Source organism: Ruegeria sp. HKCCD8929 (genome assembly GCF_013031405.1).
Taxonomy (GTDB): Bacteria; Pseudomonadota; Alphaproteobacteria; order Rhodobacterales; family Rhodobacteraceae; genus Ruegeria.
In genome coordinates this window covers 16,089-29,761 of the sequence record NZ_WPZY01000038.1, presented here as the reverse complement: position 1 = coordinate 29,761, position 13,673 = coordinate 16,089, and the positions used below count along the sequence as shown (strand labels likewise).

The window sequence follows — 13,673 nt, the reverse complement described above, 5'->3', positions numbered from 1 at the left end:
ACTGGCTGGATGTTGAGAACAAACCCATCAAGGTCCTGTTCCTCTTGCTGGCCAGCTGCGTTGGTACCGTCACCTTTGCAGGGTCACTGGTATTCACCAGCCCGCTGGCACGTCAGGATGATGGGTTAAGCGCGGCAGACCGGGCTCTGTGCTCGATGTTTAAGGGAAAAGTCTGTCTCGACGTTGCGGAGCTGACACCGACCGAACAAGACCAGCTCGAATTTATCACGCTTGCTTGTGAGGGCGGGGTCACCGAACGGTGCTTAGAGCACGGTAACGCCATCTGGGAAATAGACGGCTCTACCGCCGGTAAACTCTGGGGTGCAGCATGTCGTGGTGGCAGTGCGAAAAGCTGTGGAAGTCTTGGCTATCTCCTCGAGAAGGGCATCGGCATTGAGGCCGATCCTGAAGCGGCAGTGCCGCTCTACCGGCAAGGTTGCGATGGCGGGGATATGAGGGGCTGTAGCAATCTCGGCATTTCTTATGAGTACGGCATTGGGGTAGATGCGGACCCTGAGGAGGCGGCGCGGCTCTACCGGCAAGGCTGCGATGGCGGCGACGCAATAGGCTGTACCAATCTCGGTTATCTCTACGATGCGGGCATAGGTGTGGAGGCCGATCCCGTGGAAGCGGCGCGGCTCTACCGGCAAGGCTGCGACGAGGGCGGGGCGCTTGGTTGTTCCAATCTCGGCAATCTATACCGACAAGGCATGGGGGTGACGGCGGACCCTGAGGAGGCGGCACGGCTCTACCGGCAAGGCTGCGATGGGGGCAACGCGCGAGGCTGTACCGATCTCGGCTATCTCTACGAAAGAGGCATCGGCGTGGATTCCGACCCCCTGACTGCGGGGCAGCTCTACCGGCAAGGCTGCGACGGCGGCAACTCACTCGGCTGTACCAATCTCGGCTATCTCTACGAGGAAGGCATTGGTGTCGAGGCCGATGCTGAAGAAGCTGCGCGGCTCTACAGGCAAGGCTGCGACATGGGAGACGAGGAGGCTTGCAATCAGGCTGAAGCACTCAAACAGGACTAGGAGGAGGTTCTTTCGGGCAAATCCCGCGCTCCGGCGCGGGGCCGTGTACTAGTCGGCCGCCGGCGATGCCTGCAACCTCCCAGATCACCGCGGCCTGGTCTCCCTGCCTCAACAGCCCCTGCCGCGTCTCGTTCCGAGCCACGCCAGTGGCTTTGGGCCATGGTCGCCCAAACCACGGTGATCTGCCCTGCGGGTGACGCCCATTCCCTCCGCTGTGCGTCGGCTTTTGCAAGGCTGCGTGGCGATGGAAGAGGAGATCCCCGGCGCGTGCTCTGATTTGCTGGATCCGTACAGTCGGGAGTGATCCGCGCGGGGCGCGCGGATCGCATCGGTACAAGCGTCAGGGCAGCATCTGTGTTGTGCGTCAATGCTCAAATACTGACTCGGCGGGGCAGGGGGGCTAAGCAGCCTTTCGCAAGATTGGTATTCGCCCTTCGCTGAAACAGCATCGGACCGTACCTGTGGCGCGTTTGATGTTGCCCTGCAGCCAAGTCGCCAATCCGGCCATTCGTAAGTGCCGATTTCGACCGGACCGAGACCACACTTTCGCTGCAACATGGGCAGACCATCGAGACGCGCAACTATTCTGCCGCTCGCCTGAAAAAGAGCAACGTCCGCTATCTCGTCTTTTGCTGACATTTGACCCCGAGCCATTGGAGTCTGCTCGCGATAAGCCCAAAAACCAAAGTTTATTACTTCAATATACCCGGTAGCCGGCCTACCTATCGCACCAGGCGAGCCCGTCTTCGGTGCGACCCGCAGGACGATATTCGCATCCGACCCATCCGCTATATCCCAACTCCTCCAAGACACCAAAAACCACCGAATAGTCGCATTCGCCATGATCCGGTTCGTGCCGGTCAGGAACACTTGCAATCTGAATGTGAGAGATGCATGGAAAGTTTACCTTAAGAGCGCTAATGGCGTCCCCTCCCATGATTTGCGCGTGGTAGCAATCAAACTGAAGTCTCAGATTTGGCTCACCCAACTCGGTGATTATCTGATGTGCTTCGTGGGGATGGTTCAGGAAGTATCCCGGCATGTCGATAGTGTTAATCGGTTCGATCAGAGCGGTTATGCCAGCCTCTGCAAAGCGGCGTGCCGCGTGGCCCAGGTTTTCCAGATAGGTATCTTTTGCGCCGTCTCGTTCGGCGTCATTGACACATCCAGCCATGATGTGCATCTGCCGCAGGCCCGTGACATCGCAGTATGACAACGCCGTTTCCACAGATGTTCTGAATTCCTGCTGCCTGCCCGAAAGGGCTGCGAGGCCCCGGTCTCCGGACCTCCAGTCGCCGGGCGGCAGATTGTGCAGCACGAGCGACAACCCGGCCTGGCGCACGAATTCCGCAATCTCGGCCGGTGTATACTCGTAGGGAAATAGAAATTCCACGCCGTGAAACCCAGCATCTGCTGCGGCCTGAAACCGCTCAGGAAATGGCAGCTCGGTGAACATGAAACTGAGATTTGCGGCGAACTTCAGGGACAATGGGCAATACCGCTCAAGATCTGGATTTGTTGGTATCGCGCACGAATGCAAAATAGCCCGACTGGTCCAGATCACCCATCCCGGCCTCGACCATAGCGGCCCAAAGCGCATGGCTCTTGCTCAATAGCGGCAATGAGAGGTCAACCTCCCTTGCCAGATCAACGGCTTGCCGCATGTCTTTAAGTTGCGTGGCGGCCCGGGCACCGGGTGAGAACGCACCATCAATCATGCGCTGGCCGTGCAGTTGTAGTATGCGGCTGCCGGCAAACCCGCCCATCAATGCCTCGCGTACCTTCACGATATCGGCCCCCGCAGCGGCGGCCAGTGCAAGGGATTCAGCAATGATGCCAACCGTGGTTCCGACAATGGTCTGATTGGCCACTTTTGCCGCCTGTCCGGTTCCAACAGGACCAATATGGGTCAGCATTCCGCCAAGCACATCGAATATTGGCTTGGCGGCGTCGATATCTGCGGATGCACCGCCCGCCATGATCGACAGCGAGCCTTCCCTGGCGCCTGTTTCACCCCCGGAAACCGGCGCATCGACATAGCGTCCGCCCCGCGCCTGGACCTCTGCAGCCAGCCGGCGGGTCGCGCTGACTTCGGATGTGCCCATGTCGATCACTGTCGTGCCGGAAACAAGCTCTGTCAGCACCCCGTTTTCCCCGCAAAGAACGGCCTCCAGCGAAGGTGTGTCGCTGACACATAAGACAATGGATCCGGCTCCTACCTCCTGCCCGACCTCGCCAGGCGTCATGGCAACGCGCGCGCCCAGCTCTGCCAAATCCGCACATTTCTTTGCGGTGCGGTTATGGACAATCAGGTCAGCATTTGCCGCCAACAGATTTGCCGCCATCGGAGCCCCCATGAGGCCTAGGCCGATAAAACCTACCTTGCTGTCTGTGAGTGGCACGCATCCCTCCGACAATATGGATGGCAAGTCCGCAGGCCGTAAATGCCGAAAAATTCAGCCCGCGTATGCCACTCAGTAATAATAAAGGCCTGACCATCGCTGCTCATCAATATCCGAGCACCGATGGCAACCATAGCGACGCCGCTGGTACGAAGGTCACGATCAGCAATGTCGCGATCAGAGGCACCATGAACGGCAACGTTCCCATGATGGTGTCCTTCATCGAAACACCGCTGACTGTACTGAGTACGTATAGCACGATCCCAAGCGGCGGAGAGAGAAGCCCGATCATCAGGTTGAGAACCATGATGACACCGAACTGCGTCGGGTCCACACCTGCGGTCACGGCGACCGGCATCAGGATTGGGGTTAGAATAGTGATCGCCGCGATGGCATCCAGAAAGCAGCCGACAATGATCAGTAGAAGATTGATCAACAGCAGAATGACGATGACGTTGTCGGTTACGCCAAACAGCGCCTCGGAAAAGCCCTGCGCGACGCGCTCGGTTGTGATGATCCAGGCGAACAGGGCCGCAGCGCTGACGATGAACAGGATCGAGGCCGTCATTTCAGCGGAGTCTTTTGTCGCTGTCCAAATCTCCTTGAGCCCCAGCGTCCGGTAGATGAAAAGCCCAAGGATCAGGGCATAAGCAGCCGCAGCAATCGCGGCCTCAGTCGGCGTGAAAATCCCCCCCAGGATACCGCCGACAATGATTACGGGTGTCAGAAGTGACAGGATTGCCTTGTTGAAAGATCTGCCGACTTTGCAGAATGAAAAGTCACCGTCTTTTGGCAAATCATGACGCGCGGCAATCCAGCGCACCATGATCGCGAGTGCAATCGCCATTATGATGCCTGGCAAAAATCCAGCGACAAACAGTTTGCCAATGGAAACATCCGCGACGAAGCCGAAGATGATCATCGGAAGCGACGGTGGAATGAGCGGGCCAATGATGGAACTGGCCGCCGTCAGGCCGACCGACAGGCGGTCGCCGTATCCACGGTCGCGCATGGCCTTGATCTCGATCGCGCCAAGGCCACCGGCGTCTGCAACGGCTGCGCCACTCATACCGGCAAAGATTACGCTGGCCACGATATTGACGTAGCAAATGCCGCCGCGAGCCCAGGCGAAGAGATGCGACGCAAAGGTAAATATTCGGTCCGTGATCGCAGACGAATTCATCAACGCGCCTGCCAGAATGAAGAACGGGATGGCCAGCAACGGAAAGCTGTCGATGCCGCTGACCATCTTCTGAATGATCACCAGGCTGGGAATGCCTTTGGAAAGAACGAAGACAACAGATCCGAGAGCCATCGAAACAGCCACCGGCACACCGATGACGATCATCACGGTTACGGCAATAATGAGAAGTGTGGCGGCCATGTCAGATCCCCAGATTTCTGTTTTCGTCGTGGTCGTCTTTTTTGGCGATTGCATGCAGCAGGTAGTGAAGTGCCATCAACAAAAGCGCGACGGCGCAAATCCAGAACAGGATACTCTTTGGGATTGGAACACTGCTCATCTTCAGACTGGTGACATTGGCAAACCGCACCGCGGTCCAGCTGAGAAACAGGAAGAAGACCGCTGCTATCAGGTCAAAGCTGCGCACGAGCACGGCCTTTATCCTGACTGGGAGCATATCAAGAATGAGATCCACCTTGATGTGGCTGTCTCTTTGCGCGCAAACGACCGCGCCAACATAGGTCAACACGATGAGAAACATCCGTGCGACCTCTTCGGTCCAGCCCAGGGAATCATTGAGCACGTAGCGCGTAAAGAATTGTAATCCGACGATCAGAAACAACGCCCATAACGTGAGGCACATGGCGATGATCTGCAGTTTGTTAAGAAGTTGCATCTGTTCCTCGCATTGCACATCGGTTCGGAGGTCTGCGCGGCAGTCGCCGCGCGGACCATTCTCGGGTTTAGTTTGCGCCCAGAGCCAGCAAGTCTTCGATGTGCCGCGCTTCCCAGGGCCAGTCGCCGGTCAGGATCGTTGGTTTGACGATATCGATGAACGGTTGGCGATCCGGCTCATGCACATTGATGCCTTGCTCGCGGAACCAATCGGCCAGGTCCTTTTCTGACTGGATGATATCTGCGGATGCGCCTGCCGCGGCTTCTCGCAGAACCTCGCTGATGATGCCCTGATCTTCTTCGGACAGGCGCCCCCAGGTTGGCCCGCCGATCAGAGTGTAATACCCGTCCGTCATGTGACCGGTCAGCATGATGTCCGTCTGAACCTCATAGAACTTTTTGGCTTGAATCGTCGGCAGCGGGTTTTCTTGCGCTACGACAACACCCTGCTGCAACGCCAGATACAGTTCTGAGAAGTTAACAGGCGTGGAGTTCGCGCCCACCGCGTCCGGGAAGACCATGTAGATCGGAACCGGTGGCACGCGCATCTTGACGCCCTCAAATGCGGCGGGTGTCAAAAGAGGCTCGTTTGCGGTGACGTGGCGCTGCCCGAAATATGTCAGCGCAATGACCTTGCTGCCGGAGATATCCTCGTATGCGCTCGTCAGTTCCTTGTAGGTGTCGCTGGTCGGATAGGCCAGGAAGTGATCAAGATCACGCCAAAGGAACGCGGCCAGATGAATTGAAATTGGCTCATAGCGTTGTGCCATATGGCCTGCGCCGACGAAACCGATATCCACCAGACCGAGTGTAAGCGATTCTTCAACCTCGCGTTCACTCCCGAGTTGGCCGGAACCGAAAACCTCGATTGTATGGCGGCCTTCAGTGCGTTCTTCTACCTGTTCGGCGGCCCATTCGGCCCATTTGTAATGCGCTGAGCTTGGCTCGTAGGACAGTGAAAGCTTCAGCGCGTCTGCAAAGGAAGCTGTCGCAAGACACATTCCCACACCGGCTGCGGCAGCTGCCCAAAATCGATTCTTCATGGTTTCCTCCCATCGGCTACGATTCTATTTTTGTATACCTTTTATACCAAACCTGTAAAGAAGCATGGCACCGAAACCTCCGTGACGGTATTGTCAAACATGGTATTCTATGACTTGAGAGCGTGCTCTGAGTCGGCAGTGTGAACCGCCATCCGTTGCTAAGGCCGCCACTTGAAAAACAGGCAAATATCAGACTAACCATGGGCATGAAGCAGCAGAAACTCTATGAACAGATCGAAAAGGTTCTTTCCGAGGAAATCGCTGAGGGGATCTACAAGCCAGGTGATGCTCTTCCCCCTGAACGGGAGCTGATGGAAAGGTTTGACGTTGGGCGGCCGTCTGTCCGCGAGGCCCTGTTCTCACTATCCAAGCGTGGGCTGGTCGAGATGGGCAGCGGGCGCAGGCCCCGCGTTCTGGAGCCCAGCTTTGACACGATCATCGGCGAGCTGGACGTCATTGTCCGTCAGGTATTGAACAACCCGTCCAACATCGCTCATCTTATGGAACTTCGGCGCATTCTCGAATGCGCGCTCGCGCGCAAACTAGCGTCCGAGGTGTCTGACGAAGAGATCAAGGAACTGAAAGCCAAACTGGACGAAAATCAGAATGCGCTTGGCAACCTTGACCGCTTTTGGGCAACCGACTCCGAATTTCACAGCATGATCGCTCGCATGAGCGGCAATCCGGTATTGCCGACAATCGTCGACGTCATCCTGAGGTGGCTGATCGAAAACCGTCGTGTGACCCTGTCTGCCCCAGGCAGTGACAAGACGGCGTTCAGAGCCCATCAGGAGATTTTCAAGGGCATCTCCACAAGAAATCCCGACTTGGCTGAAGAGAGCATGAAAAAGCACCTTTTGAGCGTCGAGAAACGCGTCAAGAAGGCGCTGCAAAGCTGACCTGAACAGATGTAATATCACTTAGAGCCACGGCCGAAAAATCTGCACAGGCAATATCTGCACCGGTTGCTCCCACCACCAAGAGCCGGGACCGATCCATGGGGTGGCGCAGACGCGCCGCCCCATGGGGGCGGGTCGGCGCGGCCCAGCGGGCATTGGTGCTTGCAGCGCTATTCATGCCTTGCTTTGGTATACTTTTTATAGCAAAATGAGCCAAACAAGTAGCGTGCCGGAGGATTCGGATGATTGATTTTGAGGCCCTTCTGGACGCGGCGCAGAGCGGGTCGGAACAGGATAGGGCTGAACTGCAGGCGATCCTGAAATCCGCATCTCAGGACACCTCCGGTGTCAAGATTGCCAATCCGGCTCTTCTTTCATCTTCCGTGGGCGTATTGGCCAGACTTGCGGCCTTCGGCACGACCGAAGTACAGACAGCCGCGCATCGTGCAGCGTGGGAAGTTGCGCAGGCGTTGGGCATCTACCCGGCTTCAATCGACGCGCTCTATCGCCAGTTTGCGTGCAATGAAGTTGCCGGGCTGACTGTTCCCGCCATGAACATGCGCGCGATCGCCTTTCAATCGGCACGCGGTGTCTTTCGTGCCATGCGTGACTTGAGTGTAGGGGCGGCAATCTTCGAACTGTCACGCGGCGAAATCGGCTTTACCGGCCAACGTCCGCATGAATATGCAACGGCAATTCTATGTGCGGCCATCGCCGAGGGCCATGCTGGCCCCGTCTTTTTGCAAGGGGACCATTTTCAGGTTTCTGCGACCCGGTTTGCGCAAGACTCAGAGGCCGAAACCGAAGCGGTTGAGGCCTTGATCGCTGAGGCGATAAGCGCTGGTTTTTTTAACATCGACATCGACACATCAACGCTTGTTGATTTGTCCCAGGCAGAAATTGATGCACAGCAACACCCCAATTATAAGCTATCGGCACGGCTGGCCAATTTCACCCGGAAGGCGGAACCCGATGGAGTCACGATCTCGCTCGGCGGTGAAATAGGCGAGGTTGGCGAAAGCAATTCAACCGTAGCTGAGGTGAATGCCTACCTGAACGGGTTTGCTACCTGCACGCCAGACAACCAGCCGGGCCTGACGAAACTCTCAATCCAGTCCGGCACTCGTCACGGTGGCAATGTGCAGGCCGACGGATCTTTTGGCGATATGCCGGTTGATTTTGATCTCATCGAAGATCTGAGCGCGGCTTGCCGCGATCCGCATGGCCTTGGGGGTTGCGTTCAGCATGGCGCGTCGATGCTGACACTAGAAAAGATTTCGAAACTGCCCGCCGCCGGCTGCATCGAGGTTCATCTTGCGGCCGCCTTCCTTAATGCGGTCTACGACAATCTGCCAGATGAACTGGTGCAGCGCGCCGACGTTTGGGCCAAGGAACATTTTTCGGACGAGTGGAAATCCGATTGGTCAGAGGCACAGTTTCTGCATCACGCCAGGCGATATCCGATAGGCCCTTTCAAACAAGACTGGTGGCAGGCAACCGCCTGTCACGATGCCGTCCGCAACGCTGTCTATCGATCGGCCGTCGCGTATTTCAAGGCTCTTCGGGTCGAGAATACGAGCGGTCTCATCAGAACTGCAATCACCCAAAAGCCCGTCCAATGGACGGCGCCTGTCTTGACCGAAAGCACCGGCAGGACTGACGAAAGCGCCATTCAGGATTTGGCAAGTTGACCAGGAGAGAAAAAATGAAAGCTGCAGTTTTGGAAGACTGGAAGACTATCAAGGTCAGCCAGGTCCCCGCACCGGAATTGCAACCAGGCGAGGCTATTCTGCGGGTTTCCATGGCGGGGATATGCGGCTCCGATGTCCATATCTACAACGGCGACAATCCGATTGCCCGTGCACCCGTTATACCTGGTCACGAATTTATGGGCATCATCACAGAACTGGCCGAACAAACGTCCGACCTGTCTGTCGGTGACCGCGTCGTCGTTCAACCGCTCAGGTTTTGCGGCGAATGCCAACCTTGCAGGCGCGGCGTTCCGCATGTCTGCGAAAAGCTTGTCGTCATCGGCGTCAATCAAGACGGCGGCTTTGCAGAATATGTCAACGTGCCCACCGATACGCTGTTCAGGATCCCTGACTCTCTGCCAGATGCGGTTGCGGTCCTCGCCGAGCCATTTTCGATTGGATATCATGCTTGTTCACGGGGATCCGTCCAGAAAGATCAGAATGTCGGCGTTATCGGTGGTGGCCCGATCGGTTTGTACTCTGCCATTGTAGCCCGTGAGCTTGGAGCCGCCACCGTCACCATCAGCGAGCCGCTGAAGGAACGTCGCGCATTGATCGAAAGCTTCGGGATTACCGCCATTGATCCGCTGGCGCCAGATGCATTGAACACCTTCAGATCTTTGAGCGCAGGAGACGGATACGATGTGGTGATAGAGTCTTCGGGCGTCGATGCAGGGCTGGATTTCGCGTCGGAGGCGACAGCCATACGCGGCAACATCGTATCGCTCGGCTTTCCGGCCAAGAACTATGCCCGCTACAACATAACGCGCGGTATTATCAAGGAGATTTCATTGATCGGCTGTCGGGTTTGTCCGCGCGATGAATTCCGGGCAACGTTGGATATGTTGCAGAAACTGTATGACGAGCGGACAATCGATTTTGGACAGATCGCAACACAGCCGCGCGCCCTTGAGCAACTGGAACGGTCGATTCTGGATGTCGAGAGCAACCAGGAATGCGCAAAGATCCTGATCAGGGCGGAGTAAGTCCAAGTGACATCTACTCTGTTCGTTCTTCAGGGCGGCGGCCCAACCGCCGTCATCAACGCCACTCTTGCCGGGATCGCAGAACAGGCGACTGGCAAATTCGACAGGCTTTTCGGCCTTCGGCACAGTTTCGAGGGAGACAGAAGCGCGCCCATCATGGATCTCAGCGATCTTCTCGGTAACCCGAGTGCACAAAAGCGATTGTCCGACACACCGGGAGCGTTGTTGGGATCCAGTCGAAAAAAAGTCACCGACCAGAATGTTTCGAACATTCTGCACCTGATGCAAACTGCGGATTCGGGTTCTCTGATCGGTATCGGCGGCAATGGGACCATGGCGGCACTGAACGTTCTTGCCAATTCTGCGAACGACAAAGGCCTCAGGCTGAAGATCATCGGCGCGCCCAAAACGGTGGACAATGACCTGCCGAATGTCCACATCGCGCCGGGCTACGGCAGCGCGGCCCGGTTTGTCGCAATGGCCACCCGCGACTATGACCGGGATTTTGTCGCAATGGACACCTTTGACGATGTCACGATCCTTGAAACGATGGGGCGCGGTTCAGGCTGGCTTGCCGCCGCATCGGTGCTGCTAAAAGACGGGGATACCGCCCCGCACATGGTTTTACTGCCGGAGCGTCCCGTGGATGAAGCGGCGCTTCTTCAGCAAGTGAGTGACATAAAGCGGGATGTTGGCCGTGTTTTCATTGTGACCAATGAATTGCTGAATGCAAAAGGTGGCGGCCTGATCGGCGCGTGCTATCAGAATGGCCCAATCGATGGGCTGGGGCGTAAGATGTATTCACTGTCGCTGGGTACCGGGAACTACCTGACGCAACTGATCTGGAAAGAACTGGGCCTGCAGACCCGGTGCCTCAGGCCGGGAAACCTTGGGCGGGCAATGTCGTTCTGTATTTCAGAACCGGACAAGCAACTTGCACTACGTGTTGGTCGAACTGCGGTTGCGATGATCCGGGAGACGGGCTTCGCGCAGCATATGGTCACGATCAATACCGAGCTGAAATTCGGCAGACTTCCGCTCGTGGACTGTGTCGGCCAGGCGCAAATGCCCGACCCGTTTCTGTCAGCAGATCCGATTGGCATTTCTTCCGAGTTTCAAGCCTATGGTCGCGCGGCGATCGGAGACGTGGATCCGTTGTTCTGACATCCCTAGTTTAAGGTACCGACCCAAAGCTGCGTCTGATAAGGCTTTTCACCGCATCAGTGAACGTCGAGATTTCGGCCAATCGGTCGCCCAGATGTCAGACCGTTGACTTTTTCAACAATACTTCGCGCGTCGATACCAAAGTGACGGTAGAGATCACCTATGGTGCCGGTCTGGCCGAAATGCTCGACGCCCAGCGGGATGGTCTGGTGCCCGACGACCGATCCCAGCCAGGACAGCGTTGCCGGGTGCCCGTCGATCACGGTAATAATTCTGCAATGTGGCGGCAAACTCTTCAGCAGCGTTTCGATATGGGCTTCGGCCATGGGGTTGCCACGTGACCGCGCCCGTTGCGCCGCTGTCCAGCCTGCATTCAACCGATCCGCCGAGGTAACCGCCAGCACGCCGACATCTCGACGGTCCTCGCCGATTATGCCCGCGGCCTTGATCGCTTCGGGTGCAACGGCACCCTGATAAACAATCACGACATCGCAGTTCGGCCCTGGCTCGCGCAACCAGTACGCACCATCTATCGCGCCTTGTCGAAACGCGTCATCCACCCGTTTGCCCGGCTGCTCGATGGGGTTGGTGCTGAGCCGCAGATAGACTGACCCGCCTGTCTCGTCACGCAGCCATGTGCGTTCATCCGGGTCGCCCTCGCCATCCTTTTGCAGATAGGCAAAGGCCCATTCCATGATCACGGCCAGTTCATCGACAAAAGCTGGTTCAAATGCCGCCAACCCATCCTGTGAAATACCGATCAGGGGCGATCCGATGGATTGATGTGCGCCGCCTTCAGGCGCAAGCGTCACACCAGAAGGCGTGCCGACAATCATGAACCGCGCGTCTTGGTAGCAGGCATAGTTCAGCGCATCGAGCCCACGCTCTACGAACGGATCGTAAACCGTGCCGATTGGGATCAGCCGTTTGCCAAACAGCGAGTGTGACAGGCCCGCCGCGCCCAGAAGCAGGAACAGGTTCATCTCGGCAATGCCCAGCTCGATATGCTGACCTTCAGGAGTGAACTCCCATTTCGCGGTCGAGGGAATGTTCTCCTCTTTGAACGTATCTTCCTGATGGGCGCGGGCAAATAGACTGCGCCGGTTTACCCAAGGACCAAGGTTGGTTGTGCCAGTGACATCGGGTGAAGTCGTGACGATACGTTCGGCCAGCCTGCTGCTGCCTTTTGACAGATCATCCAGGATCTTGCCAAAGCCCATCTGCGTTGAGATCTTGCGCTCGGAATTGATTTCGATGGCAGGAACATCAATGGTGTCATCGCTGTATCGCCGCCGCCCCTTGGCAAAGAACGGCACCTGATTGAGGAACGATTGCAGCGCGCCGGGGTCCTGAATCGTTGCAAACCTCTCCCATTCCGCGCCTTCTGGTACACCCATGTGCTTTTTCCAGGCGGCCATCTGGGATTTGTTCATCAGCCCACCATGATTGTCCTTGTGCCCGGCAATCGGTGTGCCCCACCCCTTGATTGTGTAGGCCAGAAAACAGACCGGGCGGTCGTGATCTATTGCATCAAAGGCCTCGGCCATTGTCTCAACGCAATTACCGCCCAGGTTTTCCATCAGAGCGGCAAGCTCTTCATCGCTGCGCGCATCAAGCAATGCGGTTACATCGCCCTGATCTCCAAGCGCATCCATCAGCCGCTCGCGCCAGACGGCACCGCCCATGAAGGTCAGTGCAGAATAGAGCTGGTTGGGACAATCATCGATCCAGGCCCTGAGCTTCTCGCCGCCCTTTTCCGCAAATGCAGCACGCTGCAACGCCCCGTATTTGATACGCACAATATCCCACCCAAAAGCGTCGAATATCTGTTCCACCCGCCTGAACAGGCCTTCACGCACCACCCCGTCCAGAGACTGACGGTTATAGTCAATGACCCACCAGCAATTGTGCAGGTCGTTCTTCCAGCCCTCTTGCAGAGCCTCGTAGATGTTGCCCTCGTCCAATTCGGCATCCCCGACCAAGGCAATCATGCGGCCCAGGTCCAGATCCTGCCCCCAGTTTTTGGCCTGAATGTAGTCCTGCACTATCGAGGCAAATGAGGTGATCGCAACACCCAACCCGACCGACCCGGTCGAAAAGTCCACATCATCTATGTCTTTGGTGCGCGACGGATAGGACTGCGCACCGCCAAAGCCTCGGAAATTTTCCAGCTTCGCGCGGGTCTGGTTCCCCATCAGATATTGGATCGCATGAAAGACCGGCGAGGCATGGGGCTTTACCGCCACCCGGTCTTCTGGCCGTAGTGCAGAGAAGTAGAGTGCTGTCAAGATCGACACCATCGACGCCGATGAGGCCTGATGGCCGCCCACCTTGATCCCATCGACTTTGGGCCGAATATGATTTGCGTTGTGGATCATCCAATGGGACAACCACAACAGTCGTTGTTCGATTGTTTTGAGGTGATTTTTCGTCACGGAACAGCCCCGGTTCTGCTTTTGCGGTCAGTGGCGTGCAGGGTGCTACGAAGGCCACCGGATCAGTCAGCATGATAGGCGGTTGGCTTGTAGTGTGTCCT

Annotated in this window: 11 protein-coding genes; 5 read left to right on the top strand and 6 right to left on the bottom strand. The window is 56.9% G+C overall.

Features of this window, described 5'->3' with window-relative positions:
- On the top strand, window positions 1-1,034 hold a 1,034-nt coding region (locus tag GOX53_RS25375), incomplete at its 5' end, for a tetratricopeptide repeat protein (RefSeq protein ID WP_171181358.1).
- A gap of 718 nt (window positions 1,035-1,752) precedes the next feature.
- Here GOX53_RS25375 and otnI read toward each other — a convergent pair.
- From otnI to GOX53_RS25350, 5 genes are all read right to left on the bottom strand, one after another.
- Window positions 1,753-2,523: a 2-oxo-tetronate isomerase gene (gene otnI / locus GOX53_RS25370; RefSeq protein WP_371810434.1), complete on the bottom strand. Its 771-nt coding sequence runs from the start codon at window positions 2,521-2,523 to the stop codon at window positions 1,753-1,755.
- Between the two features lie 13 nt (window positions 2,524-2,536).
- On the bottom strand, window positions 2,537-3,436 hold the full coding sequence (locus tag GOX53_RS25365) for an NAD(P)-dependent oxidoreductase (protein ID WP_217351930.1): 900 nt from the start codon (window positions 3,434-3,436) through the stop codon (window positions 2,537-2,539).
- A 106-nt stretch (window positions 3,437-3,542) separates the two neighbouring features.
- Window positions 3,543-4,820, bottom strand: coding sequence for a TRAP transporter large permease (locus GOX53_RS25360; protein WP_171181355.1), 1,278 nt, complete (start codon window positions 4,818-4,820; stop codon window positions 3,543-3,545).
- Window position 4,821: 1 nt separating this feature from the next.
- The gene (locus GOX53_RS25355; protein ID WP_171181353.1) at window positions 4,822-5,295 is read right to left on the bottom strand and encodes a TRAP transporter small permease; all 474 of its coding nucleotides are present in this window, start codon (window positions 5,293-5,295) and stop codon (window positions 4,822-4,824) included.
- Between the two features lie 67 nt (window positions 5,296-5,362).
- Entirely contained in the window at window positions 5,363-6,337 is a 975-nt protein-coding gene (locus GOX53_RS25350) for a sialic acid TRAP transporter substrate-binding protein SiaP (RefSeq protein WP_171181351.1), read from the bottom strand.
- 200 nt (window positions 6,338-6,537) lie between these two features.
- On the opposite strand from GOX53_RS25350, the gene GOX53_RS25345 reads away from it, so the two are divergent.
- From GOX53_RS25345 to GOX53_RS25330, 4 genes are all read left to right on the top strand, one after another.
- Window positions 6,538-7,236 carry an FCD domain-containing protein gene (locus GOX53_RS25345; protein ID WP_171181349.1) on the top strand — a complete coding sequence of 233 codons (699 nt, stop codon included), beginning with the start codon at window positions 6,538-6,540 and terminating at the stop codon, window positions 7,234-7,236.
- A 242-nt stretch (window positions 7,237-7,478) separates the two neighbouring features.
- Window positions 7,479-8,927, top strand: a complete 1,449-nt coding sequence (locus GOX53_RS25340) for a class II fructose-bisphosphate aldolase (protein ID WP_171181347.1) — start codon at window positions 7,479-7,481, stop codon at window positions 8,925-8,927.
- Window positions 8,928-8,941: 14 nt separating this feature from the next.
- Complete coding sequence (locus tag GOX53_RS25335) at window positions 8,942-9,973, top strand: zinc-binding dehydrogenase (RefSeq protein ID WP_171181345.1); 1,032 nt, start codon at window positions 8,942-8,944, stop codon at window positions 9,971-9,973.
- 6 nt (window positions 9,974-9,979) lie between these two features.
- On the top strand, window positions 9,980-11,137 hold the full coding sequence (locus tag GOX53_RS25330; protein ID WP_171181343.1) for a 6-phosphofructokinase: 1,158 nt from the start codon (window positions 9,980-9,982) through the stop codon (window positions 11,135-11,137).
- A 56-nt stretch (window positions 11,138-11,193) separates the two neighbouring features.
- On the opposite strand, the gene GOX53_RS25325 is transcribed toward GOX53_RS25330, so the two are convergent.
- Window positions 11,194-13,515, bottom strand: a complete 2,322-nt coding sequence (locus tag GOX53_RS25325; protein WP_171181341.1) for a transketolase — start codon at window positions 13,513-13,515, stop codon at window positions 11,194-11,196.
- Between the last annotated feature and the right edge of the window lie 158 nt (window positions 13,516-13,673).